This window comes from Aestuariivirga sp. (assembly GCF_037139295.1).
GTDB lineage: Bacteria > Pseudomonadota > Alphaproteobacteria > Rhizobiales > Aestuariivirgaceae > Aestuariivirga.
This window is the reverse complement of sequence record NZ_JBAXGR010000024.1, coordinates 1-23568: the sequence shown is the minus strand read 5'-3', so window position 1 is coordinate 23568 and position 23568 is coordinate 1. Positions and strand designations below refer to the sequence as shown.

Annotated in this window: 29 protein-coding genes; 14 read left to right on the top strand and 15 right to left on the bottom strand. The window is 62.9% G+C overall.

Translation table 11 applies throughout. The features are described 5' to 3' along the window. The first annotated feature begins 212 nt into the window (after positions 1-212). The 5 genes from radA (at position 213) to WCJ41_RS08715 (ending at position 5332) form a co-directional block, all read left to right on the top strand. Positions 213-1601, top strand: coding sequence for a DNA repair protein RadA (radA, locus tag WCJ41_RS08735; RefSeq protein ID WP_336905467.1), 1389 nt, complete (start codon positions 213-215; stop codon positions 1599-1601). 64 nt (positions 1602-1665) lie between these two features. Further along, positions 1666-2355 (top strand): CvpA family protein, encoded by a 690-nt coding sequence (locus tag WCJ41_RS08730; protein ID WP_336905466.1) that lies wholly within the window; start codon positions 1666-1668, stop codon positions 2353-2355. Then, positions 2352-3812: an amidophosphoribosyltransferase gene (gene purF, locus WCJ41_RS08725; RefSeq protein ID WP_336905465.1), complete on the top strand. Its 1461-nt coding sequence runs from the start codon at positions 2352-2354 to the stop codon at positions 3810-3812. Before WCJ41_RS08730 ends, purF begins: the two co-directional genes overlap by 4 nt. 6 nt (positions 3813-3818) lie before the next feature. Next, a complete protein-coding gene (locus WCJ41_RS08720) occupies positions 3819-4550 on the top strand; it encodes an SDR family NAD(P)-dependent oxidoreductase (protein ID WP_336905464.1) in 732 nt (243 codons plus the stop codon). Positions 4551-4564: 14 nt separating this feature from the next. After that, on the top strand, positions 4565-5332 hold the full coding sequence (locus WCJ41_RS08715) for a fumarylacetoacetate hydrolase family protein (protein ID WP_336905463.1): 768 nt from the start codon (positions 4565-4567) through the stop codon (positions 5330-5332). 115 nt (positions 5333-5447) lie between these two features. On the opposite strand, the gene der is transcribed toward WCJ41_RS08715, so the two are convergent. The 9 genes from der to WCJ41_RS08670 form a co-directional block, all read right to left on the bottom strand. Beyond that, positions 5448-6794, bottom strand: a complete 1347-nt coding sequence (gene der, locus WCJ41_RS08710; RefSeq protein ID WP_336905462.1) for a ribosome biogenesis GTPase Der — start codon at positions 6792-6794, stop codon at positions 5448-5450. Continuing rightward, positions 6791-7078, bottom strand: coding sequence for a hypothetical protein (locus tag WCJ41_RS08705; protein ID WP_336905461.1), 288 nt, complete (start codon positions 7076-7078; stop codon positions 6791-6793). Before WCJ41_RS08705 ends, der begins: the two co-directional genes overlap by 4 nt. Further along, positions 7075-7731 carry a tetratricopeptide repeat protein gene (locus WCJ41_RS08700; RefSeq protein WP_336905460.1) on the bottom strand — a complete coding sequence of 219 codons (657 nt, stop codon included), beginning with the start codon at positions 7729-7731 and terminating at the stop codon, positions 7075-7077. The genes WCJ41_RS08705 and WCJ41_RS08700 overlap by 4 nt, the downstream gene beginning before the upstream one ends. 72 nt (positions 7732-7803) lie before the next feature. Further along, on the bottom strand, positions 7804-7938 hold the full coding sequence (locus tag WCJ41_RS08695) for a hypothetical protein (RefSeq protein WP_336905459.1): 135 nt from the start codon (positions 7936-7938) through the stop codon (positions 7804-7806). Positions 7939-8008: 70 nt separating this feature from the next. After that, positions 8009-9382, bottom strand: a complete 1374-nt coding sequence (locus WCJ41_RS08690) for a multicopper oxidase family protein (RefSeq protein WP_336905458.1) — start codon at positions 9380-9382, stop codon at positions 8009-8011. 63 nt (positions 9383-9445) lie between these two features. After that, positions 9446-10264 (bottom strand): 3-methyl-2-oxobutanoate hydroxymethyltransferase, encoded by an 819-nt coding sequence (panB, locus tag WCJ41_RS08685; RefSeq protein WP_336905457.1) that lies wholly within the window; start codon positions 10262-10264, stop codon positions 9446-9448. 41 nt (positions 10265-10305) lie between these two features. Beyond that, positions 10306-10866, bottom strand: a complete 561-nt coding sequence (locus tag WCJ41_RS08680; protein ID WP_336905456.1) for an NnrU family protein — start codon at positions 10864-10866, stop codon at positions 10306-10308. After that, positions 10866-11429, bottom strand: a complete 564-nt coding sequence (locus tag WCJ41_RS08675) for an NnrU family protein (protein WP_336905455.1) — start codon at positions 11427-11429, stop codon at positions 10866-10868. The genes WCJ41_RS08680 and WCJ41_RS08675 overlap by 1 nt, the downstream gene beginning before the upstream one ends. Before the next feature lie 41 nt (positions 11430-11470). Beyond that, positions 11471-12085 carry a WHG domain-containing protein gene (locus WCJ41_RS08670; RefSeq protein WP_336905454.1) on the bottom strand — a complete coding sequence of 205 codons (615 nt, stop codon included), beginning with the start codon at positions 12083-12085 and terminating at the stop codon, positions 11471-11473. 5 nt (positions 12086-12090) lie between these two features. On the opposite strand from WCJ41_RS08670, the gene WCJ41_RS08665 reads away from it, so the two are divergent. From WCJ41_RS08665 to WCJ41_RS08650, 4 genes are all read left to right on the top strand, one after another. Further along, positions 12091-12615 (top strand): abscisic acid-deficient protein Aba4 family protein, encoded by a 525-nt coding sequence (locus WCJ41_RS08665; RefSeq protein ID WP_336905453.1) that lies wholly within the window; start codon positions 12091-12093, stop codon positions 12613-12615. Beyond that, complete coding sequence (locus tag WCJ41_RS08660; RefSeq protein ID WP_336905452.1) at positions 12612-13412, top strand: hypothetical protein; 801 nt, start codon at positions 12612-12614, stop codon at positions 13410-13412. Before WCJ41_RS08665 ends, WCJ41_RS08660 begins: the two co-directional genes overlap by 4 nt. Positions 13413-13552: 140 nt before the next feature. Next, positions 13553-14248 carry a hypothetical protein gene (locus WCJ41_RS08655; protein ID WP_336905451.1) on the top strand — a complete coding sequence of 232 codons (696 nt, stop codon included), beginning with the start codon at positions 13553-13555 and terminating at the stop codon, positions 14246-14248. 72 nt (positions 14249-14320) lie between these two features. After that, positions 14321-14749 carry a hypothetical protein gene (locus tag WCJ41_RS08650; protein WP_336905450.1) on the top strand — a complete coding sequence of 143 codons (429 nt, stop codon included), beginning with the start codon at positions 14321-14323 and terminating at the stop codon, positions 14747-14749. Between the two features lies 1 nt (position 14750). Here WCJ41_RS08650 and WCJ41_RS08645 read toward each other — a convergent pair whose 3' ends face one another. Further along, positions 14751-15221, bottom strand: a complete 471-nt coding sequence (locus WCJ41_RS08645) for an SRPBCC family protein (protein ID WP_336905449.1) — start codon at positions 15219-15221, stop codon at positions 14751-14753. Between the two features lie 94 nt (positions 15222-15315). Between WCJ41_RS08645 and WCJ41_RS08640 the strand changes: the two genes are divergently transcribed. Next, a complete protein-coding gene (locus WCJ41_RS08640) occupies positions 15316-16335 on the top strand; it encodes an HAD family hydrolase (protein WP_336905448.1) in 1020 nt (339 codons plus the stop codon). Position 16336: 1 nt separating this feature from the next. Here the strand turns inward: WCJ41_RS08640 and WCJ41_RS08635 are convergent, their stop codons facing one another. From WCJ41_RS08635 to WCJ41_RS08625, 3 genes are all read right to left on the bottom strand, one after another. Then, positions 16337-16723 carry a DUF1622 domain-containing protein gene (locus WCJ41_RS08635; RefSeq protein ID WP_336905447.1) on the bottom strand — a complete coding sequence of 129 codons (387 nt, stop codon included), beginning with the start codon at positions 16721-16723 and terminating at the stop codon, positions 16337-16339. 14 nt (positions 16724-16737) lie between these two features. Further along, entirely contained in the window at positions 16738-17184 is a 447-nt protein-coding gene (locus WCJ41_RS08630) for a nuclear transport factor 2 family protein (RefSeq protein ID WP_336905446.1), read from the bottom strand. A gap of 109 nt (positions 17185-17293) precedes the next feature. Continuing rightward, positions 17294-17458: a hypothetical protein gene (locus tag WCJ41_RS08625; protein WP_336905445.1), complete on the bottom strand. Its 165-nt coding sequence runs from the start codon at positions 17456-17458 to the stop codon at positions 17294-17296. Between WCJ41_RS08625 and WCJ41_RS08620 the strand changes: the two genes are divergently transcribed. Further along, complete coding sequence (locus tag WCJ41_RS08620; RefSeq protein ID WP_336905444.1) at positions 17457-17747, top strand: hypothetical protein; 291 nt, start codon at positions 17457-17459, stop codon at positions 17745-17747. The two genes, WCJ41_RS08625 and WCJ41_RS08620, sit on opposite strands and share 2 nt — an antisense overlap. A 9-nt stretch (positions 17748-17756) precedes the next feature. On the opposite strand, the gene WCJ41_RS08615 is transcribed toward WCJ41_RS08620, so the two are convergent. After that, entirely contained in the window at positions 17757-17969 is a 213-nt protein-coding gene (locus WCJ41_RS08615; protein ID WP_336905443.1) for a SlyX family protein, read from the bottom strand. Between the two features lie 131 nt (positions 17970-18100). Between WCJ41_RS08615 and WCJ41_RS08610 the strand changes: the two genes are divergently transcribed. The 3 genes from WCJ41_RS08610 to WCJ41_RS08600 all read left to right on the top strand — a co-directional run bounded on the left by WCJ41_RS08610 (position 18101) and on the right by WCJ41_RS08600 (position 20967). Then, on the top strand, positions 18101-19006 hold the full coding sequence (locus WCJ41_RS08610) for an outer membrane beta-barrel protein (protein WP_336905442.1): 906 nt from the start codon (positions 18101-18103) through the stop codon (positions 19004-19006). Positions 19007-19126: 120 nt separating this feature from the next. Beyond that, positions 19127-20224 carry a Rieske 2Fe-2S domain-containing protein gene (locus tag WCJ41_RS08605; protein WP_336905441.1) on the top strand — a complete coding sequence of 366 codons (1098 nt, stop codon included), beginning with the start codon at positions 19127-19129 and terminating at the stop codon, positions 20222-20224. Between the two features lie 317 nt (positions 20225-20541). After that, positions 20542-20967 (top strand): AlpA family phage regulatory protein, encoded by a 426-nt coding sequence (locus WCJ41_RS08600; protein ID WP_336905440.1) that lies wholly within the window; start codon positions 20542-20544, stop codon positions 20965-20967. Between the two features lie 10 nt (positions 20968-20977). On the opposite strand, the gene WCJ41_RS08595 is transcribed toward WCJ41_RS08600, so the two are convergent. Then, a complete protein-coding gene (locus WCJ41_RS08595) occupies positions 20978-23470 on the bottom strand; it encodes a DEAD/DEAH box helicase (protein ID WP_336905439.1) in 2493 nt (830 codons plus the stop codon). Positions 23471-23568 lie beyond the last annotated feature (98 nt).

Here is a 23568-nt window from a genome sequence, read left to right as displayed (position 1 = left end):
TGTGCGAGGTCCGCCCTGCCCCGGCGCCTCGCAGGACGTGCCTGCCACGGGAAGCTCTTGAGGCCCATGTCTGTCAGCCTCGCTGCAAATCACCTAGAGCGCGTTTCCCGGACGGTCCCGGAGGTGCCCCACCCCTCCGGGACCAATGGCCGTTTTGTCTCGGGGTGCAACTTGCCCCTTTCCGTTCCTTGAATGTTCCGGTACAGAGGGGCATGGCCAAATCGTCCCAATTCGTCTGCCAGAGCTGCGGCTCAACCTCCACCAAGTGGTCCGGCCGCTGCGACAATTGCGGTGAATGGAATGCCATCGTCGAGGAACAGGCAGCCGCCCCGCTGTCCGGCTCGAAGGGCGCCAGCCTGCCGAAGGGCCGGGCGACCAGGCTGGTGGGCCTGCGGGGCGAGACCCCCGCACCGCCACGCATCGTGACCGGCATTGCGGAACTGGACCGTGTTGCCGGCGGCGGCTTCGTGCCGGGCTCGGGCGTGCTGATTGGCGGCGACCCCGGCATCGGCAAGTCGACCCTGCTGCTGCAGGCGCTGGCCGCCCTGGCGCGCAAGGGCGAGCGCGTCGTCTATATCTCGGGCGAGGAGGCGATTGCCCAGGTCAGGCTGCGCGCGCAGCGACTGGGGCTGGACGATGCGCCGGTGCTGCTGGCGACGGAAACCAATGTCTCCGACATCCTCGCCACGCTGTCCGAAGAGAAGCCGCCCGCAATCGCCGTCATCGATTCGATCCAGACGCTGTGGTCCCCCACCATCGAAGCGGCACCCGGCACCGTGTCGCAACTCAAGGCCGGTTCCGAGGCTCTGATCCGCTTTGCCAAGCAGAAGGGGACGGCGGTTCTTCTGGTGGGCCACGTGACCAAGGACGGGCAGATCGCAGGCCCTAAGGTGGTCGAACACATGGTGGATGCCGTGCTCTATTTCGAGGGCGACCGCGGCCACCAGTATCGCATCCTGCGGGCCGTCAAGAACCGCTTCGGGCCGACTGACGAGATTGGCGTTTTCGAGATGTCGGACGGCGGGCTGGCGGAAGTCACCAATCCGTCACGTCTTTTCATGGGCTCCGACGAGCGGCCCACTCCCGGCACCGCCGTGTTTGCGGGCATGGAAGGGACGCGGCCGCTGCTGATCGAGGTGCAGGCGCTGGTTTCGCCCTCTCCACTCGGCACACCGCGGCGGACCGTGGTGGGCTGGGATTCCAACCGGCTGGCCATGATTCTCGCCGTGCTGGAGGCCCGCGCCGGCGTGAAAATCGGCCCGAACGACGTCTACCTGAATGTCGCAGGCGGGTTGAAGGTGCGCGAGCCGGCGGCCGACCTTGCCGTAGCGGCGGCCCTCCTTTCCTCCCTCACCGGCACGGTGATTCCGCCCGGCACGGCGGTGTTCGGCGAGGTCGCCCTTTCTGGCGCCATCCGCCCGGTGGGCCAGACCGAGGCCCGCCTCAAGGAAGCCCAGAAGCTGGGCTTGAAGGAGGCCGTGGTTGCCGCGACGCCTGAACAGCCGACCGTCAAGGGCCTGAAAGTGAAGGGCCTCGAGACGATCATGGACCTGGTGGCGTGGTCTGCCGCGCAGGACCGTGGACAACGGAGAATCGCCTAGTCCTGTCCTGAAAAGCTTTCTATAAGGTGCCTTCAACCGGGTGGCGCACCCTCTAGGACTGATGATGCCTCTGACGCTCCTCGATTTCATCCTTATTGCCATCATGCTTGTGTCCGGCTTGCTTGCGCTGATGCGCGGCTTCACCCGCGAGGTGCTGTCCATGGTCGCATGGGCCGCCGCGGCAGTGGCAGCCTATTTCGCCATCAAGCAGCAAGGCCTTGTCGAATGGGCAAGTTCCAGCGTGCCCTATTTCGAAAAGGAACCCCTGCCGCAAATCGCGGTGGGGGCCACAGCCTTCCTGATCGTGCTCATCATCGTGTCTGTCATCAGCGTGAAGATCTCCGACTGGGTGGTCGATTCGGCCGCAGGCTCCTTCGACCGCACATTGGGCTTCGTCTTCGGCGTGGCCAGGGGTTTCATCTTCGTGGCGATCGCCTATCTTTTCTATGGCTGGCTCACGCCCTTCGACAAGCAGGAGAGCTGGGTGCGGAGCGCCTACTCGCTGCCGATGATCAAGTCGGCGGGCGAGGGCCTTCTCTCCTTCATGCCGCCCGACATCGCAGACACGCTGAACAACACGGCGCTTGCCACCGGTGGTGACAAGACATCAGCGGAACCCGAGCCCGGGCAGACCGACCCCGGTTACAAGAGCAATGACAGCCAGCAGCTGGACAACCTGATGGAAAGCACCGGTGGCAACGAACAGCCGCCGCCCGCGACACAGGACAATGGTGGACAGGAGACGGGCCAATGAGCATGGACCTCGACTTCGAATTGAACGCCGACCGCCTGCGCGAAGAATGCGGCGTGTTCGGCATCTATGGCCACCCCGACGCAGCGGCGCTGACGGCCCTGGGCCTGCACGCGCTGCAGCACCGCGGCCAGGAGGCAGCGGGCATCGTGTCCTTCGACGGCGAGCGCTTCCAGACGGAACGCCGCCTTGGCCTCGTGGGCGACCACTTCTCCTCCGAGAAGGTGATCAACCGGCTGCAGGGTTCCTCCGCACTCGGCCATGTGCGCTATTCGACGACGGGCGAAACCATTCTCCGCAACGTGCAGCCGCTGTTCGCCGAGCTGGCAGTGGGCGGCTTCGCGGTCGCCCACAACGGCAACCTGACCAACGGACTGACGCTGCGCCGCGAGCTGATCGGCCAGGGCGCCATCTGCCAGTCGACGTCGGACACGGAAGTGATCCTGCATCTCGTGGCGCGCTCGCAGAAGACGCGCATTGTCGAGCGCTACATCGACGCGCTGCGCTCGCTCGAAGGTGCTTATGCACTGGTGGCGCTGACCAACAAGAAGCTGATTGGCGCGCGCGACCCCAATGGCATCCGCCCGTTGATCCTGGGCGAGCTGAATGGCGCCTACATCCTGTGCTCGGAGACCTGCGCGCTCGATATCATTGGCGCCAAGTACATCCGCGAGATCGAGAACGGCGAAGTGGTGGTGATCTCGGATGCCGGCATCGAGAGCTTGCACCCCTTCCCCAAGCAGCCCGCCCGCCACTGCATCTTCGAATACATCTATTTCTCGCGGCCTGACTCCATCCTCGGCGGGCGCTCGATCTATGACGTTCGCAAGGGCATGGGCCGCGAGCTCGCGAGGGAATCGGCGATCGACGCCGACGTGATCGTGCCAATCCCGGACTCCGGCGTTCCCGCGGCAATCGGCTATGCGCAGGAGACGGGCATTCCCTTCGAGCTCGGCATCATTCGCAATCACTACGTCGGACGCACCTTCATCGAGCCCACCCAAACGATCCGCTCGCTCGGCGTGAAGCTGAAGCACAACGCCAACCGCGCCGTGGTGCAGGGCAAGCGCGTGGTGCTGATCGACGACTCGATCGTGCGCGGCACCACATCGGTGAAGATCGTGCGCATGATGTATGAGGCCGGCGCCAAGGAGGTGCACATGCGCATCTCAAGCCCGCCCATCAAGCATCCGGACTTCTATGGCATCGACACGCCGGAACAGAAGTCGCTGTTGGCGGCCACCCACACGCTGGAAGAAATGCGCCAGTACATCGGCGTCGACTCGCTGGCCTTCCTCTCCGTCGACGGCGTCTACCGCGCGGTGGGCTATCCGGGCCGCGACAATGCCAGGCCGCAGTTCACTGACCACTGCTTCACCGGCGACTACCCCACCCACCTCACCGACCTCGTCGGCGAAACCAAGAAGCAGCAATTGTCGCTGCTGGCGGAAGCGGGCTGATTTCACATGACTGGACGGCTTGAAGGGCGCGTCGCCCTGGTGACCGGCGCCTCGCGGGGGCTTGGCTTCTCTGCAGCGGTCGCACTGGCGAAAGAAGGTGCACACATCATCGCCACGGCGCGCACCGAGGGCGGGCTCACCGAACTCGACGACGCGATCAAGGACGTGGGCGGCTCCGCGACGCTGGTGCCTGTCGACATCAAGGACTTCCCGGCCATCGACCGGCTGGGCGCCGCCATCTTCGAACGCTGGAAGAAGCTGGATATCCTGATTGGCAATGCTGGCGTGCTGGGCAAGCTGACGCCCGTCGCGCACGTAGAGCCAAAGCTGTGGGATGAGGTGATGGCGGTGAACGTCACGGCCAATTATCGCCTCATCCGCTCGATGGACCCGCTGCTGCGCCAGTCGGATGCCGGGCGCGCGGTGTTCGTGACATCCGGCCTCGCCCACAGGTGCTGGGCCTATTGGGGGCCCTATTCGATCTCCAAGGCGGCCCTCGAGGCAATGGTGAAGACCTATGCCGCGGAAGTCGCCACGACGCACATCCGCGCCAATTGCTTCAGCCCCGGACCGACGCGCACCAACATGCGCGCCACCGCCATGCCGGGCGAGGACCCGATGAGCCTTCCGCACCCCGACGAGGTGATAGCCCAGCTGATCCCGATGTGCGAACCCGCCTTCAGCGACAATGGCGGCGTGTGGAAATACGACTCCAAGGGCCTGTTCAAGCAGTTCTGAGACAAGGTGAGACCATGAGCGACTCTCAAGTGATCGCGGCCTTCGCTGCCGCCCGCAAGTCCCAGTCGCCCTTGAGCCACCTGCCAGAAGCAACCGCCCCCGACCTCGACCGCGCCTTTCACCTGCAATGCGCAGTGACGAAGGAACTGGGCTGGGAACAGGCCGGCTGGAAGATCGGCTGCACCTCCGAGCGCGCCCAGAAGGCACTCAATGCCGCAGGCCCCTTCCCCGGCACGATGTTCACCAACCGCGTCTATCGCTCGGGCGAGATGTTCCCCACCATTGCCGAGAACAAGCGCGTGGTGGAACCCGAGGTCTGCTTCACCATGGCGAAGGGCCTGGCTCCGCGCGGGCGCGAATACTCAATCGACGAGGTGATGGCCGCCGTGGCGCATGTCTGCGTGGCGATCGAGGTCGTCAACCCACGCGGCCCCAAGGGCTTCAGCGAAGAAGTGCCGTGGTTCATCGTCGATGGCGGACTGAACGAGGGCATCGTGCTGGGCGAAGCGAAGAAACCACTGTCGCGCGCGCAGTATTCAGCGTTGCGCGGCCAGGTCTGGTGGAACGGCCGCGAGATGCAGGGGGGCGTCGGTTCAAACGCACTGGGCGGCGGCGACCTGGCGCTGACATGGCTGGCCAATCACCTGAACGGTCATGGACTGGGCCTCAAGGAAGGCGAGATCATCACCACCGGCGTGATTACCGAATTCTTCTCGGCAGGTCCTGGTGACGACATCGAGGTGACGTTCGAGCATCTTGGCATTGTCACGGTGAAGTTCTGATTTCACACTCACCTGAATTCATCATGCGCGGGCCTGACCCGCGCATCCTTTTCAGTGGCGACCAAAGAGGATCGCCGGGTCAAGCCCGGCGATGAAGATGAAGTGACGATGAAACCTACTTGTCCTTGTCGAACGGGTTCTTGCCGCCGCGCAGGCTGAAGCGGATGGGCACGCCCTTGAGATCAAAGCTCTCGCGCAGGCCGTTCATCAGGTAGCGGGTGTAGCTTTCCGGCAGCTTGGAGAGCTGGTTGCCGAAGAGCGCGAAGGTCGGCGGGCGGGCGCTGGCCTGTGTGGCGTAGCGGATCTTGATGCGGCGGCCCGAGGGTGCGGGCGGCGGGTTGCGCGCCAGCGCACCTTCGAGCCAGCGGTTGACCTGGCCGGTGGTGATGCGGCTGTTCCAGCGCTCCATGGCCTTCAGCACGGTCTCGAGCAGCCTGTCGATGCCCTTCTCCTGCTTGGAGGAGATGGTCACCACGGGGACGCCACGGATTTCCGGCAGCACGTCCTCAAGGTCGCTCTGCACTTCCTTGAGCTTCTTCTGCTTTTCTTCGACGAGGTCCCACTTGGACAGCGCAAGGACCACGGCGCGGCCTTCGCCCGCCACCAGGTCGCAGAGCGAAAGGTCCTGCCTTTCGATTGGCAGCGAGGCATCAATCAGCACCACCACGCATTCGGCAAAGCGAATGGCGCGCAGCGCGTCCGACACAGCGAGCTTCTCGATCTTGCCGACGACGCGTGACTTGCGGCGAATGCCCGCCGTGTCCCACAGCTTGATCTTCTGGCCACGCCACTCGAACTCGGAAGAGATCGCATCGCGCGTGATGCCGGCCTCGGGGCCAGTCAGCATCCGGTCTTCGCCGAGGATGGTGTTGACGAGCGTGGACTTGCCGGCATTCGGCTGGCCGATGATGGCAAGACGCAACGGCCCGTCACCGCGGTCGTCACCTTCCTGCTCCAGCTTCGCCGCTTCCTCCGTATAAGGAAGAAGCGCGTCATAGAGCTGGTCGAGGCCCTCGCCGTGTTCGGCGGAAATGCCAAACGCTTCGCCGAAGCCCAGTTCGTAGGCTTCGTTGAGTGCGGCTTCATGCCCCCTGCCCTCGGCCTTGTTGGCAACGAGGATCACGGGCTTGCCGCGGCGGCGCACGCGGCCCGCGAACTCACGGTCAGTCGGCGTCACGCCGGCGCGCGCGTCAAAAACGAAAAGCACGACATCGGAGTCATCGACCGCCATCTCGGCCTGCGCACTCATGCGCGCTTCGAGGCTGTCGCCCTTGATGTCGTCAAGGCCTGCGGTGTCAAAAATGCGGAAGCGCAGGTCGCCGAGGCGTGCCTCGCCTTCGCGGCGGTCACGGGTGACGCCGGGCTGGTCATCGACGAGGGCGATCTTGCGGCCGACGAGCCTGTTGAACAGGGTCGACTTGCCAACATTGGGTCGCCCCATGATGGCGACTGTTGCTGTCATTGTGGATCTTTGAATGTGTCGTTGGTTGTTGTGGGCGGCGCGCAGCCCGGATCATTGGCCGCGCAACCCGACTGGCCAGATGAGATGGAGTTAGATGCCACAGATGCAGATCCAACCTTGGGGTCTGGCTTGTCGGGGAAGCTGGGGCGGCCGGGAATGGCATCCTCACGCGCGCCCGGCAGGACCGTATTGTTGGTCTGGCCGGTAAAGGTGTCGAGGTAGGTGCAGCCAGAGAGCAGCGTCATGACGCCAACAGCCAGCAGCAGCCTGGGGGCTAACCTCATTGCGAGGTCACCATGGGCTGGATGAGTTGGGCCATGGTCTGGGCGCGCTGACGCAGCTGCGGCGGCGTTGCGGGATCGGCGATGATCGCCTGCACCTGCTTGTCCGCACCTGCGTAATCCTTCAGGCGATACTGAACGGACGCCATGATCTCCCGCGCGATGTGGCGCCAGGGGCTGTCCGGATTGGCAAAGTTCTTGAGCCGGGCCTCGATGTCAGCGAAGGCGGCTGTGTCAGCCAGAACGGCAGCGGAGCGGATGCTGGCGAGGTCTCGCAGCGTCTGGTCCACCTTGGCGTCGGCGGCGATCGCGTCATACAGCTTCACCGCGTCCTCGGCCTTGCCCTCGGTGGCAAGCTGGGCAGCAGCGCGCAGACGGCCAAGATCGGCGAAACCGGTCTTGTCGATCGACTCGAACTCCTTGACGGCATCGGCCGCCTTGCCAGATGTCGCAAGCTGGGCGGCGGAGAAGAAAGTGTCTCCCGCCGTTTCCGACTGCTTCAACTGCCAGTACTTCCAGCCTTCCATGCCGGCAACGCCGAGGATGACGAGAACGCCCAGCCCGATGACGGCTTTGCCATAGCGGGCCCACAGTTTCTTGAACTGTTCCTGGCGGACCTCTTCGTCCACCTCGCGAAACAGGGATTCGTCGCTCAAAGCGTGGCTCCTCATATCAGCCAAGGGATTGAGAAGCGGCGTAGATCAGCCCCGGGGCCAAATCAAGGCAATTCAGGCGCGCTGGCGCCCGCGGCGCACCCCATATACGCCTTCGACGACCCGGCTGCTGTCGCGCGCGTAGAGCAGCCAGAAGGCGGCGCCAATGCCGGCGACACCGGAAAGAAAGCCCAAAACCTCGAAGAGCATGATCCCACCCAGACCCAAGATTATTCGAATGATGCTGGGACGTGGCGGTAAACGTTGCGTTAAGTGCGGCTCATTCGGTGACCGTAAAGGTGCCGATGAGGCCGCCATCCGCCCGCTCCGCCACCAGGGAGTGCAAAGCCCACAGTCCCGGGTTATCGGCTGTGAAGGCGACGCTGACCGTCTGCCCGGCCAGCACCACCACCGTGTCCAGGAACGGCCCCGGCGGCTCCTCGCTGACCACCTTCCAGCCATGGCCATGAATGTGAAGGGGTTGGGCGAAGGCAGTCCTGTTCTCGATGTCGAGGCGGATGGTCTCGCCCTTCTTCGCGGTGAAGAGCGGTTCGGCGGCGGGGCCCGCGACGCCGTTGATGGCCCAGCCCTTGCCATTCTCCAGAAGCGTGCGCAGGTCGCGCATCTCGCCGTTGAGCTTCGCCGCGGAGAGGCCACCCTTGATGCCGCCCTCCAGCGTCAGGGTCACACTGCGCATCGCTTCGGGCGACGAAAGCGGGCTCACCGGATTGGGCGGAAGCGCGAAATTGTCTGCCAGCGCCGCGGGCTTCGTGCTGCCCTTGGGGGCGATGAGATAGCCGATCTCTGCCACGTCCTCAAACAGGTCCAGCGCGAGGCCGATGTCACCCTCGCTGGCGCTGATAAGGAGGTCGGCACGCTCACCGGGTGCCAGCACAATGGACTTGCCTTGCAAGGCCTCAGGCTTCACCGGCTGGCCATCACGCGCGATGAGCAGCGGGTCCTGCCCCTTGAACAGCAGGTACATCGTCCGGACATTGGCCGCATTGAGGATGCGCAGCCGCGTATAGCCGTCCTTCGCGAGGTCCAGCTTCGGGCGGAACCGATTGTTGATGGTGAACCAGTTGCCAAGCCGGCCCTCGCCCACCATGACCTCGACGTCGCCGAAATTGCCTGCGACCGAACCGTCGTCTGCAAGCTTCCAGTCGTCGAGCACCATGACGAGGTCGCTCATGCCCGGAATTGGCACGGCTTCTTCCACCACGAGCACGGCACTGAGGCCCATGTCGCGCATGCGCGATTGCTCGGACATCGGCGCGATCCAGAAGGTGCCGGCATCGGGCGGCGTGAAAACGCAATCGACCGCATGGTCGGCACCCGGCGGCACGTTGATGGTCATGAGCTCGGTCGGGCCGCGCACGCCGAAGCAATGAAGCCAGATTTCACGGTCAAGATCATTGATGAAGCGGAGTTTCAGGGGCTGGCCCTGTTTGGCGCGGATGACGGCGGGACCAGGCCCCGGACCCAGCAGCCAGGCCTCCGTCTTGCCGGCCCCAGCCTCGAGCAGGCCGAGCGTCGCCTTCTGCGCATGAAGTTCGATGAAGCCATCGGCGGTGAGCACCTGGCCCTGCGCGGGCGCCGCGAACGCCGCAATGGCGAGTGCGCCTCCCATGAACTGCCGCCGTGTGATGGTCATGAAAGCCTACCTCCGGATCACCCCTAGTGCCCGCCTGTGGCGGCAAGATGATGGCGGCGGAAGCTAGTCCTTCATCTCGTAGGTGTTCTCGGGCCCAGGGAAGGCGCGGCTGCGCACGTCCTCGGCATACATGCGGATGGCGCCCTCGATGGCAGCGCCCACCTTGCCGAACTCCTTCACGAACTTCGGCACGCGCGGGCTCAAGCCCAGCATGTCTTCCATAACGAGGATCTGCCCATCACAGGCCGGCGATGCACCGATGCCGATGGTCGGGATGGGGATGGACTTGGTGATCTTCGCGGCCAGCGGCTCGGCAATGGCCTCGAGCACGACGGCGAAAGCGCCGGCCTCGGTGACGGCCTGCGCATCTTCCTCGATGATCGCCCATTGCTCGCGCGTGCGGCCTTGTGTCTTGAAACCGCCGAGGATGTTGATCGACTGCGGGGTGAGGCCGATATGCGCCATCACCGGAATGCCGCGCTCGGTGAGGAAACGGATGGTCTCCGCCATGCGCTTGCCGCCCTCGAGCTTGATGGCGCCGCATTGCGTTTCCTTCATCACCAGCGCGGCATTGCGGAAGGCCTGCTGCGGGCTTTCCTCGTAGGACCCGAAGGGCATGTCGACCACCACGAGGGCGTGCTTGGCGCCACGCATGACGGCGCGACCATGCAGGATCATCAGCTCCAGCGGCACGGGAAGTGTGGACTCGAAGCCGTGCATCACCATGCCGAGCGAGTCACCCACCAGCAGGAAGTCGACATACTTGTCGGCAATTGCCGCAGTGTGAGCATGGTAAGAGGTGAGCGAGACGATGGGTTCCCGGCCCTTGCGGGCGGTGATTTCCGGCGCCGTCAGGCGGCGCGTGGCAACATGCTGCGACATGCCTTGAAGCCTAGTCCCGCCGCGTCAGATCGGCAAGGGCATCAGTTGAGCTGGAAGACCGGAACACCGATCAGCGCCATGTGCAGCTGGGTCATGATGCCATAGAGAGCGATACCGCCGAGAACGGAGAGCAGATTGTGCCCCTCGCGCACCACCGGCGACGGTCGCACGCCGTTGAGCGTGCCGATGACGATATGCAGGATGGCATAAACCAGGAAGCCGCCGAACAGGATGATGCTGGCGAGGTCACCATTGGCGAGCAGATGCCCGATCGCCCAGAAGATCACTGCAAACGCCATCGGGAAACGAACCTTCTGCCGCCAGCTGCCGCGGAACAGGAAGATACCGAGGAACACGAAGGCAATGGGCGTCAGCAGGTAATTGGCGTGGCGGCCCCAGCTCGGCGGATCATACACGGCGACGAAATCGGATGAGCGCCAGCCGAGCACAATGATGGCAATGCCGATGATCGAGGCGATGCCGAAGAGCGGGCCATAGGCGCGTTCACCGAGGCGCTGCTTGATGCGGGCCTTGAGCGAAGGAGCGGCTGCCACCAGATGCAGGGCGGCCGTGAACAAGACACCAAAGGCGAGCAGAAACATCAGACCACCGGAATGCCAAGAACATAGGGATGGAAGCCGAAGAGGAACACGGCATAGAGCACGACGCCGATGACCACGGCCAAAATGTCAGAGCGGACTCGCGGAATGTAGTCGGCACGCTTGCCGCGGATCTCCGACATGATGATGTCTGCGAGGCCAACCACGAGGAAGGTGCCGAACAGCCAGAGAGCGCTGCGCTGGCCATTGACGAGAAGATGCCCGACCGACCACAGCACGATGCCGATCGACATCGGATTGTGCAGCCACTTCTTGAGATAGCCCTTGCCGTGCGAGGCGCCGATCAGGATGAAGGCAAGCAGCACCAGCAGCATGGTGAGGTGCTTGAGACCGATCAGACCGTCATAAATCATGTCCGGTTCGGCGCGGGCCTGACGGAAGCCGACCACCATCAGCACCAGGCCGGCGAGCGACACCACGCCATAGAGCGCCTTCCAGGCCCTTTCGCCCAGCTGCGCGCTGAAACTGTCACGCAAGCCCGGAAACAGGATCGAAAAGAGATGGCTGCCGCCGAACAGCAGGCTGCCGATGTAGAGCAGTGTCATGTCGCGTTATCCTTCTCCCACACTTGCTTGTGCCAGATAACTCAGGCGGTTCCAACCCCGCGCAGGGCGTCGGGCAGGCTTTCGAGGCTTTGCGCGATGACCTGATCGGTGGCGAGGTCCGGCGGCAGCCTGCCATCGATGATCAGGCTGGCGAAACCATGGACGAGCGCGAAGGCATGGGCGGCACGTGCCTCAACGTCCGGGCGGTCCAAGCCGATGACAGCCGCAACAGCTTCCTCCAGTTGATCCCAGGCGGCCTCCGCTGCCTTGAGAAAGCGCGGCGTGCACGCGAAGCCCTGCTGGTCGCGGAACATCATCTGATAGGCGGCCGGGTTGGCGGTGGCGAAGCGAACATAGGCAATGCCCATGGCAACGAAACGTGAGTCGGCGGATTGGCCGGTTGCCGCATCCGCGGCCACCGCGAGTTCGCGAACCATCTGCTCGAAGCCGCGCGCGCCGATCTCGGACTTGAGGTGATCGACAGTGGCGAAATGGTTCTTCGGCGCGGCATGCGAGACACCCGCCCGCCTGGCGCATTCGCGAAGCGTGAACTGCCCGATGCCGCCCTCGGTGAGGATGTCGATTCCGGCCTGCACCAGAGCCTCAGAGAGGTCGCCATGATGGTAGGGCCGCTTGTTCGGTGACGCGCTTGCCATGGATCATGGTTTCCCACAAAATATTTACAGCGTCAATATTTATGTTGACGGTGACAATTTATTGGCATTACACAACCTCCAAGACGCACATCAAGGAGGTCCTATTGCCGGAAACACTCTTCTCAGTCAGCAGCGCAGTTGCGATGGCAGGCTGGCTTCTTCTGGTCCTCGGCATCGTATTGGACAAGCCACTGCTGCGTGACACCATCGCCGGTCTATGGATCCCGCTCATCCTGGCGGCGGCCTACACGGTGTTCATCGCCGTCTTCTGGTGGGACGCTGAAGGCAGCTTCGATAGCCTCGCCGAAGTACAGAAGCTCTTCACCTGGCCATGGGTCGCGCTCGCCGGCTGGGTTCACTACCTCGCCTATGACCTGTTCATCGGCGCGCTGATGGCGCGACGCCTGATGGAAGCCAAGCGCTCCCGTCTGCTGCTCATCCTGATCCTGCCCATGGCCTTCATGTTCGGCCCCATCGGCTTCGTGATGGCCCAGTTCCTGCTCATTGCCCGAAAGGAAGCCACCGCGTGACCTACCTTGCCTCCGCCCTCTACCCTGCCCTGCCATCGCTGAGAGCGCTGCACCGGGCCAATCCACCAATGTGGAACACCGGTATCGCATTCCTCGTGCTCTGCGCCGTGTGCATCGGTCTCACGCAGGTCGACGACAGGTTGTTCAACGGCATTAATGTCTGGATCAAGCCCGCCAAGTTCTTTGGCTCTATCGGGCTTCACCTGCTGACGGTTGCTGCTGCGCTGCTGCTGCTGCCGGAGAAGACCCGCAACAGCACCAGGGTGAGGACACTCGCGTTCATCATGGTGGCGATGATGATCTACGAGACCGTCTACATCACATTCCGCGCCACGCGCCTTGAGGCCTCGCACTACAATGAAACGCCATGGGGTGCTGTGGGCTATGCGATGATGGGCGTGGGCGCCGTCTCGGTGGTGGTCTTCACCGCATGGGTGGGCTCTCTCATCCTACGCCAGGGGCCGGGCACGCTGCTCGCCAAGACCGTCGGCTGGTCCTTCATCATTGCCGCTCCACTTACCATCATCACCGCGGCGACGCTGAGCGCCATGGGTTCGCATTGGATTGGCGGCGACCAGACGGATGCAACGGGCCTTCCCTTCTTCCATTGGTCGACAACCGGCGGCGACCTTCGCCCTGCGCACTTCTTCTCGCTGCACCTCATACAGATCGCGCCGGCCGCCGCACTGAGCGGCAGCAGGGGCTCCACCCTCGCCATCGGGGGGTTCACAGCGGCGGCAGCGATCGACAGCTTTGCTTTGGGACTTGCCGGGATCCCCCTCATTCCGCTGCACTGAGACCACTGTGTCTCCGCCAGTCCCGCTGGCGGAGATATTTACCGGACGTATACGGAGAAACGGCATGCTATTTGTTCGCCATCCGTCGCGGGGACGAATCAGCCTACCTGCCAACGGGCACACTGACTGAAGCCGATCCAATGCCCGCACCGCCGACCATCTACATCATCTGCTCGGACCGTGGCCGCAACGGCAAGACGCTGCTGGCCCGGGCCCTGACCGACCACCTGCTGATCGAGGAACGCGATCCCTTCTGCTTTGACCTCGGCGCGCCCGAGGGTGCACTCCGCGCCTTTTTTCCGGGCCGCACGGCACTCATCGACATCACTGACGACAAGGGCCGGGCGAAGCTCTTCGACATCCTGCTGGCGCGCGCCGGGCGGGACTATGTGATCGACGTTCCGGCGACACATCTCGCCCGCTTCCTTGAGTCCGCCAACGAAGCCTCGCTGGCGGAAGCGGCAAAGGCCAAGGGCTTCCAGGTCTGCGTGCTGTTCCTGGTCGACCGCGATCCGGCCTCACTGAAGATGGCCGTGGCGCTGGAGGACATGCTGCAGCCCGACCTGCTGGTGCCGGCCATCAACCGCTTCGTCGGAACCTCGCTGCCCGAAGGGGTGCCGGGGCCGCTGATCGTCATCGACAAGATCGAGGGGGAGTTGCGCGTGCTCATCTCCCACCGCCGCTTCTCTTTCCGTAGCTTCCTGCTGGGAGACGAGTCGGCGGTGCCGGCGCGGCTCCGCCCCGGGCTCAAGAACTTCCTGCACGGGGTGATCGACGGCCTGCGCAACATCGAACCGGCCATGAGCCTTCAGTCGCTGCACGAAGCCGATCTCTGAGCCCCAAAAATGCCATTTGAACGGGCTTCCTCCGGCGACTAGACTGAAGCCTGACCGCATCCGGGAGTTAGCATGAAGACCCTCAAGGCCCTCGCCATCGCCATCGCCCTTCTCGGCATCGCCGTTCCGGCTGCGATCCCGCCCGCACAGGCGCAGGTGACCAACATTGACGTGCAATGGGCCACCTCGTCGATTCAGATGGCGGGCAAGCGCGCCAACCAGGTTCCCGGCATCAAGAAGGTGCCGAGCGTCGGCGTCATCCGTCTCGACATCCCCACGGTGCCGATGTTCCGGGGTGATATTCCCGACTGGCAGGAATTCAAGATCATGACCCAGCGCAATGCCGCCGGTGTCGCCAAGCTGCAGCGGAACCTGGCCGCCAATCCCGTGACCGCCGCGGCACTCGCCAAGAACCACGTGAAGCCGTGGCAGGTGGCAGGCGTTCAGATCGGCAGCAACGGCGCGCTGCGCCTCTATATCTTCTCCTCCCGCAACTGGTAGCTCAGGCGGCGGCGAGCCTCTTCGCCTCATCCTCGAGCTGGTCGGCCGCCTTGCCCCAACCTGCGTGGAACCCCATCTCCTCGTGGCGCATCATGGCGGCCTCCGACCAGTGCCGGACGCGCGCCTCATAACGCGTGCCGCCCGCCTCGTCGGCGAAGGTGACGACAGCCGTCATGAAAGGCTCGGCCGAGAGCACCCATGCCTCGAGATAGGCATCGGTGAACACCAGCCTCTGCTGCGGCACCACTTCAAGATAGACACCTCGGTTGGGAAACTCCTCGCCATTGGGACCGCGGAACAGCATGTAGCTGGCACCGCCCGGCCGCAGGTCGGTCTCGACAACGGGGGTCGTCCAGGGCCGCGGCGTGAACCACTGCTTGATCAACTCCGGTTCGGTCCAGCAGCGCCAGACGGCTAAGCGCGGGGCGGCAATGAGACGGGACAACGTGAGTTCATGCAGCGGTTCAGTCATGTGACCTCCGGATCGGATTGTGCGGCTCGCAACAGTTGCTTTTCTCCGCCCCCGCTAGATTCGACAGTGCATGCATCGGAGAAGGACCAGCAGGATGATCACGGAATTCGCGACGCGACGCCAGAATCTCTTTGTTCAGTTCATTGTCCTTGTTCTCGCCGTGCTTTCGGCGGGTTATGCCCACGCCGCCGACCCGCTGCCCTCATGGAACGATGGGGCCGCGAAAAGCGCGATCATCGACTTCGTCACCAAGGTAACCACGCCGGGGGCGCCTGACTTCGTGCCGGAGAGCGAGCGCATCGCGGTGTTCGACAATGATGGCGTGCTGTGGCCTGAAAACCCGATTCCCTTCCAGATGGCCTTTGCGGTCGACGAGGCCAAGCGGCACGCCGCGGAGGACCCCAAGATCGCCGCCGACCCGATGGTGAAGGCACTGCTCGCAGGCGACTACGACAAGCTGATGGCCGGGCCCCACCATGAAGGCCTGCTGCAGATCATCAACATCACTCATTCCGGCATGACGACCGACGAATTCGCGAAGGCGGTCGAGGCCTGGATCGCCACGGCGAAGCACCCGCGCTTCGACGTTCTCTATGACCAGCTCACCTACCAGCCGATGCAGGAGGTGCTGGCCTTCATGCGCGCCAATGGCTTCACCACCTACATCGTGTCAGGCGGCGGCGCCGATTTCATGCGGGTGTGGAGCGACCGCGTCTATGGCATCCCGCCAGGACAGGTGGTCGGTTCCACGGCGCGGGTGAAATATGAACTGCGCGACAGCGGGCCCGTGCTGGTGAAGACGATGGACAACCTGTTCGTGGACGACAAGGCGGGAAAGCCTGCCGGTATTTACCAGTTCATCGGCAAGCGTCCGATTGCGGTCTTCGGCAACAGCGACGGCGACAAGGAAATGCTGGAATATGGCACCATCGCCAATCCACGCCCGAGCCTCGGTGTCATCATCCGCCACACCGACGGCGAACGCGAATATCAGTATGACGTGAACCCGAAGAGCAGCGGCACGCTGGTCGAGGCGCTGAAAGATGCCCCGAAGCGCGGCTGGACCGTCGTCAGCATGAAGGACGACTGGAAGACGGTCTTCGCGCCGAAATGACCTAGCCGACGCGCGCTTCGGGCGGGGTGGACTTGCGCTGCTCCGCCCGATCTATTTCAAGCTGCAGGAAGAAGTTCAACGCCGTCCGGATCGTGGCGATCGCGGCGAGCTGGCCGATTTCCGACCAGGTGGGAGCCACCGCCGTGCGCAGGATGTCGGCGGCGAGGAGGAATTCCAGCGCCAGCGCCAGCCACCGCCCAAGCCGCAGCCGCACGTCTTCCTTCGCCTCATGCGAGGCGGAGGACCCGGCGGGCGAAAAGCTCTGCAGGATCACGAGCAGCGTGCGGAACACACCCTCGATCACGGCAATGGCGATGACGAGCGCAGCAACACCCTCCGTGATGGTGGAAAGCTGCAGGGTGAGTTCCTTGATGATCTCGGATGTCATCACGGTGTTCGCCGTCAGCCGATCTGCGCGAAATTGGCATGCGCCACGATCAGCCAGCCTGCGGCGTCTTTGCGGAACACCGAGAGGCGCGGCGCCAGAGACTGCACCGGCTTGTCGCCAATCTTCTGCTCGAGCTTGAGATTGTAGCGGGCGACGAGCAGGTCGCCGTTCGCACCGAAGGCAAGCTCCATGATCTCAGGCTCGCCATTGAACTTGGGAAGGTTGGCGAGATAGTTCGTGCTGTCGTAGCCGCTGCCGTCGGAACGCATGATCTGGAATTCAGGCGCCAGCACCTTGGCGACGGTTGCGGCATCATGGCTGGCCAGCGCGTCAAGCCAGCCGAGAATGGCCGCCCTGGCATCGACTTCACCCGCGCCACCTGCTGCGCCAACGGTTGCCGGGATGAGGGCCGCTCCCGCCAAGCCCGCGAAGACACCCAGTGCAACCTGCCGCTTGTTCATGCCATGCTCCGTGGTTCCGAACGGCGGCAAGCGCCACCTGTTGCAACGCCTCTAGATGATCCGGGGCCGGGCCGCCAGCCCCACGGAACACATCAGGCTTCGAGACAACTCAATATTGCATGGTCATGCTGTTTTCAACGATGCATGCGTGCTCGCGAAACGGCGCGACGCCATCCGCGATGGTCTCAGTGGCGTCCGGCAATGTGAGGTGCGGCGTCAATTCGTGATCGACGTGATTGACAAGGCAGGACCTCGCGCCGAGGCTTAAACCCATGCGCCGCGTCCGATACATGAGTCTGTTGCTGGCACTCGCCGGCCTGCCCGCCGAGGCGGCGGTCACCCAGTCACAGACGATCGAGTTTCCCTGTTTCAAGAACCTGGCGGACGGGAAGGTTCTCGTCGATGGAACGCAGTGGGACCGGAAGATGCAGGACCTCGGCTATGTGCTCGCAGACGGTTCCTACGTGCCCTGGAGGGTGCTGACATTCACCCGGCAGAACACCCATGACGACTTGTGGGCGGATGGGATGTGCCACATGCAGTTGCTGCCGGTGGAGAAGTAATCCGCCTGATCAGTAGTGAGGTGGCGGCGGCTCCCTCCCGTCTGGTCGGCCTGCTGCCGACGCGTCGAACTCCTCGCGCAATTCGCCCAGGCGGCGGTCCAGATTGTCGATTTTTCGCCACTGTGCGACGACCATGTCGTTCAGATCGGCGATCACCCGATCCTGTTCGGCGATCCGCCGCTCCATATCCGCCATGCGGCCGTGATGTTCGTCTGCGGGCATGCCAGCCGCTCCTTCAGCATTTCTTCGCTGCACTGAAGCCGATTTCGGCGGTGATTGCCATGTGCGATGCAGCTCTCGCATTCCATCTCGGGCAATGCCCCCTGCATCACGCAGTCACCAATGGTTAACAATTGATTTCCAAAGACGTTTTGAAATCGATGGCTTGTCTGTTGGCCTGGATGCTTTATCGTAGAAACACCGAGGTCGCTCCTCGTGAATCAAGAGCCTATCATGGAACCACAATGCAATTCCGCCACCTTCCGGCGCTGGCCAGCGGCTTTCTGCTCTCCGTTTCCGCGGCAACGCTTCCGGCGTTCGGCGCTGACATTGCTGTTCCTGCAAACGATCCTTGGACCGGCTTCTATCTTGGCGCCCAGGCCGGCAATCTGAAGGGAACGGGCAGCGACGCAGACTTCTGCATTACCGGCGCCCTGTCGCCAGTCTCAGGCTGTCTTGGCGGCAGCAATAACGACGGCGTGCCGAGCGGCCTCGACGTGCTGGACAATCTCCTCGATGGTGCCTCTGCCGGCGGTTACCTCGGCTTCAACTATCGGTTGGACAGGGTCGTCCTTGGCCTCGAGGCTGACCTCAACTGGGATCATGCCGAGGGGAAAAGCCATATTCCCGGCGATGTCACCACAGATACATCATTTGGTTGGGATGCCTCGTTTCGCGCGCGGCTGGGTGCGCTCGTGGGGGAGCGCGGGCTCATCTACGTGACGGGCGGGCCGAGCTGGTTGAGCATGGACATCGGCAGCGATCTCTGCGGCTACTTCCGCTCGGAGTATGCGGGCAGCGCCGTCGACTGCGGAGACTCCGGCACGGAATTCGGCTGGCAACTGGGCGCAGGAGCCGAATTCCTCCTCACCGACAATATCTCCCTCAAGGCGGAATATCTCCATGGCTGGTATGGAAATCAGGACCTGAACCTCGTGACGGTGACCGAGGGCGCGGAAAACCTGAAGTACAGTTACAAGCAAACGCTCCAGACCAACGTCGTGCGCGCGGGCGTGGCCTACCACTTCGGCGGTTTCTGAAACGCTTCATCATGCATGAATGATTGCACCACGAAGAACAGGAATTCGTGTTGCAAATTCCGCTTCTGGCCTGCCCCGATGCGGATTAGGCTGCGCTGGTTTCGGCAGGAGGCAAGAGGCATGACGCAAGCGAATTGGATGGACATCGGCGCGGCAGAAGACCTGCGCGCCCAACCCGTGTCGCGCGTGCGCGCCGGCGGAACGGCGCTGGCCGTCACCTGGAAAGATGGCGCCTTCGGCGTCCTGTCGAATGCCTGCAACCATGTCGGCGGCCCGCTGGGTGAAGGCCAGCTGGACGGGGATTACGTCGTCTGCCCGTGGCATGGCTGGAAATATCACCGCTGCTCAGGCCAGGGCGAGCCCGGCAGCGAGACGGACTTCGTGCCTTCATACCCCGTGAAGGTGGAGAACGGGCGGGTGCTGGTCGACCTCGCCAATGCCACACCGCGGGTGAAGTCGCCGCATGCGCCGCATCCGCTGGCGCGTCCCGTGAAGCGCGAACCCGGCCCGCTGCGCCTGCTCGGCCTCTCGACCACCGCAATGGACGCGAAGAACCCGCGCTTCTCCGGCTCGGACCACGTGCTCGCGGCGGCAGTTGCTGCGGCGGCAGCGAGCGGCGCCGAGACGAAGACCATCAAGCTCAATGACCTGAACTTCCGCACTTGCGAGGGCTACTATTCGAAGGCCGCACACGCCTGCACCTGGCCCTGCTCCATCACGCAGATGGATTCGAAGGACCAGATGGATCAGGTCTATGAGGCGCTGGTGCATTGGGCCGATGCGATCATCGTGGCCACGCCAATCCGCTGGGGTGCCGCCTCCTCGCTCTATTTCAAGATGGCGGAGCGACTGAACTGCGTGCAGAACGCCATCACCATCCACAACCGCGTGCTGATCCGCAACAAGGTGGCAGGCTTCATCATCATCGGGGGGCAGGACAACATCCAGTCGGTGGCGGGCCAGATGCTCGGCTTCTTCGGTGAGCTGGGCTACGTCTTCCCGCAGTTCCCCTACATCGCCCACTCGCGCGGCTGGACGCATGAGGACATGGAAAACAACGTCCGCATCGTCGCCCACTCGGAAGAACTCGCGAAAGGCGCTGCCGAACTGGCAGAGCGCTGCCTTGGCATGGCGCGCACGCTCATCGACAAGGACGAGGCACCGGCCTCGATCGAGCGCGGAGGTCGCAAGGCACACCGGCTGATTGGCGGGGATTAAAGCCGGACGGCTGCGATTACTCCCACTCGATTGTAAACGAGCCAATTATCGCGTTGATTTTGCTGGTTTAAAAAATCAGAGAAATCCAAACACCGTTGTTTCTACCGTCAGAAAACACTCAAATCCGAGAGGACGCCAAACTACGCCACGGTATCACGACACCCCATCTCATTCGGAGTGATAGCAATCCAGGTTAGCCGAAACAACGGCGGCGCCGATCTCCGATGCTGAAGCGAGAGTGAGAGGTCTGAGCAGATTGTCATGATGGGAGATCTGCCGAGGGAGAGTCCTTTGGCTCCCCGTCATGGAGAATGACCTTGGCTCAAGTTCAAATGGGGCGACCGCTGTCCCCTCTCGACATTCCAAGTTTCAATTCACTCGACCGCGTGAAAAGGATGCTGCGCCGAAAGGAACTCAGACTGGTCGTACCGCTTGCAGACACCACGATTTACGAAATGGAGCGCCGCGGCGAATTTCCCCGTCGCTTCAATCTTACACCCCGCTGCGTCGTCTGGGATCTCGCGGAGGTGGAAGCCTGGATCGACCAGCGTCGCAAAGATTCTGACGCAAGGCTTGCCAGACGTACGTCTGAGACGGACATGTCCGGTCAAATTACCTCCGCAAATCGGGCGGCCGGAAAGATAGCAGGAACGGTTCAGACCGATGTGACAATTCCTCTGCTGTCTGTCGCGCGGTCAGAGGTTTCATCACCGACCTGGCAACTGAAGCGATCATTCGTTTAGCTGCCGCCCATCACGCAAACTTGTCCCTCATGCTGTCCGCGAGCGCCGAAAGCACATTGGCAAGTTGTCTCGCGGTTTCCGGCGGGGGCAGTGGCACTTTGAGGTTTTGCGCGCCGGTGGCTGGATCGCGCTCAATCCATGGATGCGCCGGAGCGTTGGGATCGTTGGCGGCCGCGAGAGCGGCAATAAACTGCGCACCGACCTGCACCAATGCTTGCCACGGATCGGGGCCTGCATCGCGAGGTGATGCTCCAGCCCCGTCAATCCGTGCGGTCGCCGTCTCGCCAGCGCCAATGTTTACAATCGCATCCACATTTTCCACGGATCCGGCGTCATCGGCAGCGACGAAATTCCTCGCTTCTTCAGCCGGGGTCATAGCCTCGCCCTCGCCCATACTCCCAGTGACGTTTTCCACGTCCTTCATGAAGCGGTTGAGGCGCGACCCGCCGAACGATATCTCGCCTGTACCGCCGTCAAGAATTCCTGCCGACAAGGAGCGCTTAAACGCCAGCACCGAAAGCATGCCCTCTTCGATGGTGCCTTTTGACACGAAATTTATGATCTGAACCGGCCGCTTCTGGCCCAAACGATGGATGCGCGCGATGCGTTGCTCGAGAATTGCCGGGTTCCAAGGCAAGTCCATGTTCACAAGCGTCGAAGCATGCTGCAGATTAAGGCCCGTACTACCGGCATCGGTGGATAGGAACACGCGGCAGGCCGGGTCGTCTCGAAACTGCTCAACCAGTGCCAGCCGTTTTTCCGGCGGCACGCCGCCATGGAAGCTGACGTAACCAAACTCGCGCGCTTCCAACCGGCGGATGACAATGTCCTGAGTCCGCGTCCATTGCGAAAACACCACCGCTTTGGCCTGAGGCTGCACGAACAGGTCATCTAGCAACGCCGCCAATTCGTCGGCCTTGACCCCGTGGTCGCTTTCCCGGTCGAGCAGATAGGTGCTGTTGCACGACATGCGCATATTCTGCAGGGCACAAGTCAACCGCCGCTGATCTTTGTCCGACAGGAACCTTGTCTTGCGCCAGCGCTGGACAATTCTCGCCACCACGTCGGCGTTTTCCTGGTGATAGAGCATCTGCATCTGCGTCATCGGCACCAGCAGGTTCTGGTCGGTCCGGCTAGGTAGTTGCCGCAGCACCTCGGATTTGCGCCGGCGGATCATAATCGGCGCCAGCGTTTGGCCAATCTTCTCCAACCCGGTATAGCCTGTGACGCGCCCCGCTTCGTCTTTGACCTGATGCTCGTGCAAGAGCTTCCAGGTTGGCCCTAGGCGGTGCTGATCGACAAACTGGACAATGGAAATCAATTCCTCCAGCTTGTTTTCCAGTGGCGTCCCGGTGAGCACAATCGCGTAAGGGCTATCGATGCGCTTCAAGGCGCGCGCGGCAATTGTGTTCCAGTTTTTCACCCGTTGCGCTTCATCGACGATCACGAGATCGGGCGCCCAGGCGGTAATCAAGTCCAGATCGGGCTTCAGTTTCTCGTAGTTGGTGATCTTGCAAAAGTCGTCTAGGGCATAGTCCTTCTGCCTTTGCGCCCGGCCGCCGGCAAGAACGCGGGCCGCGTTTTCGCCCTGTCGCCCGGAGTAACGCATGATCTCGCTCTGCCACTGGTACTTGAGCGAAGTTGGGCAGATAACCAGCACTTTCGAGGTGCCAAAATGCCGTGCGAGTATTTCCGCCGCGGCAACCGCCTGAATGGTCTTGCCCAAACCCATGTCGTCGCCGATCAGAGCGCGGCCAGCACGCACCGCGAACAGCGCACCCTCGGCCTGATAAGGATAAAGCGGCACCTTGAGGAGGTTTGTCATCTTGGGATCGGCAGCGCCCTGCGGGAACAGCCTTTCCAGTACAAGAACCCGCCGTTCCTCATCACGCCTACCCGCGACAAAATCGAGCGCGTCGTCGTAGGCGCGCAGCTCATGGCCGCTCTTCGATGCTGCGGCCATGAAATGCTCCAGCTCGCCAAAGCGCTTTTCCGCCAGCATCCCGTTGCGACCGGCGTCGAACAGACCGGCGGCAGCCTTGGCCAAAACCGGCGGACAATCCGTCCCCGCGCGAAAATGCACACAGCGACGGCCGTCATTGCGCAAATACAATTCGGAAAAGGCCGGCTGGCGTCCCTCAGCGAACGCCTTTTTGGCGCCACGTCTTTTCAGAAGCCTGGCGAGCGTAAATTCGATGTGCTTGCAGGTGCCCAGTTCGCTGGTCGCGTAATCGGGACATGAACAAAAATTGCCGCCCGGGCCCAAGCCGCGGATCGCCACGCGATAGCCGGATTTCGAAGCGGGATTGGTGATCCGGAACTCGGAGAAAAACGGTTCGCCGCCCAGATTTTCCATCCCGAAGGCCTGCTCGCGGCCGAATTGGCGGCGCAAGCCCCGTTGCCAATCCAGCGGGGAAAGACCGGCGGGCGCATGGGTGCGCGAGAGCTTGGTTTCCTTGTTCGGCTTGGCGGCGGAATTCAATTTTCGGCGCTTGGATTTCATCGAAGTGCATTCCGTTCAGCAAAAGTTTCTCGCGAGACATTAACCGACATCCACCGGATGACCGGCTTGTTAGGTCCAAGATTTGCGCAATTTTTGGG

Coding starts and splice junctions, on each gene's coding strand:
- WCJ41_RS08640 (WP_336905448.1), top strand. CDS start 15,316: ATGATCACGGAATTCGCGACGCGACGCCAGAATCTCTTTGTTCAGTTC.
- WCJ41_RS08720 (WP_336905464.1), top strand. CDS start 3,819: ATGACTGGACGGCTTGAAGGGCGCGTCGCCCTGGTGACCGGCGCCTCG.
- WCJ41_RS08620 (WP_336905444.1), top strand. CDS start 17,457: ATGCGCCGCGTCCGATACATGAGTCTGTTGCTGGCACTCGCCGGCCTG.
- WCJ41_RS08645 (WP_336905449.1), bottom strand. CDS start 15,221: ATGACTGAACCGCTGCATGAACTCACGTTGTCCCGTCTCATTGCCGCC.
- WCJ41_RS08595 (WP_336905439.1), bottom strand. CDS start 23,470: ATGAAATCCAAGCGCCGAAAATTGAATTCCGCCGCCAAGCCGAACAAG.
- WCJ41_RS08690 (WP_336905458.1), bottom strand. CDS start 9,382: ATGACCATCACACGGCGGCAGTTCATGGGAGGCGCACTCGCCATTGCG.
- WCJ41_RS08650 (WP_336905450.1), top strand. CDS start 14,321: ATGAAGACCCTCAAGGCCCTCGCCATCGCCATCGCCCTTCTCGGCATC.
- WCJ41_RS08655 (WP_336905451.1), top strand. CDS start 13,553: ATGCCCGCACCGCCGACCATCTACATCATCTGCTCGGACCGTGGCCGC.
- WCJ41_RS08730 (WP_336905466.1), top strand. CDS start 1,666: ATGCCTCTGACGCTCCTCGATTTCATCCTTATTGCCATCATGCTTGTG.
- WCJ41_RS08705 (WP_336905461.1), bottom strand. CDS start 7,078: ATGAGGTTAGCCCCCAGGCTGCTGCTGGCTGTTGGCGTCATGACGCTG.
- WCJ41_RS08665 (WP_336905453.1), top strand. CDS start 12,091: ATGGTTTCCCACAAAATATTTACAGCGTCAATATTTATGTTGACGGTG.
- WCJ41_RS08635 (WP_336905447.1), bottom strand. CDS start 16,723: ATGACATCCGAGATCATCAAGGAACTCACCCTGCAGCTTTCCACCATC.
- WCJ41_RS08715 (WP_336905463.1), top strand. CDS start 4,565: ATGAGCGACTCTCAAGTGATCGCGGCCTTCGCTGCCGCCCGCAAGTCC.
- WCJ41_RS08695 (WP_336905459.1), bottom strand. CDS start 7,938: ATGCTCTTCGAGGTTTTGGGCTTTCTTTCCGGTGTCGCCGGCATTGGC.
- WCJ41_RS08605 (WP_336905441.1), top strand. CDS start 19,127: ATGACGCAAGCGAATTGGATGGACATCGGCGCGGCAGAAGACCTGCGC.
- WCJ41_RS08680 (WP_336905456.1), bottom strand. CDS start 10,866: ATGTTTCTGCTCGCCTTTGGTGTCTTGTTCACGGCCGCCCTGCATCTG.
- radA (WP_336905467.1), top strand. CDS start 213: ATGGCCAAATCGTCCCAATTCGTCTGCCAGAGCTGCGGCTCAACCTCC.
- WCJ41_RS08625 (WP_336905445.1), bottom strand. CDS start 17,458: ATGGGTTTAAGCCTCGGCGCGAGGTCCTGCCTTGTCAATCACGTCGAT.
- WCJ41_RS08615 (WP_336905443.1), bottom strand. CDS start 17,969: ATGCCCGCAGACGAACATCACGGCCGCATGGCGGATATGGAGCGGCGG.
- WCJ41_RS08630 (WP_336905446.1), bottom strand. CDS start 17,184: ATGAACAAGCGGCAGGTTGCACTGGGTGTCTTCGCGGGCTTGGCGGGA.
- purF (WP_336905465.1), top strand. CDS start 2,352: ATGAGCATGGACCTCGACTTCGAATTGAACGCCGACCGCCTGCGCGAA.
- der (WP_336905462.1), bottom strand. CDS start 6,794: ATGACAGCAACAGTCGCCATCATGGGGCGACCCAATGTTGGCAAGTCG.
- panB (WP_336905457.1), bottom strand. CDS start 10,264: ATGTCGCAGCATGTTGCCACGCGCCGCCTGACGGCGCCGGAAATCACC.
- WCJ41_RS08675 (WP_336905455.1), bottom strand. CDS start 11,429: ATGACACTGCTCTACATCGGCAGCCTGCTGTTCGGCGGCAGCCATCTC.
- WCJ41_RS08670 (WP_336905454.1), bottom strand. CDS start 12,085: ATGGCAAGCGCGTCACCGAACAAGCGGCCCTACCATCATGGCGACCTC.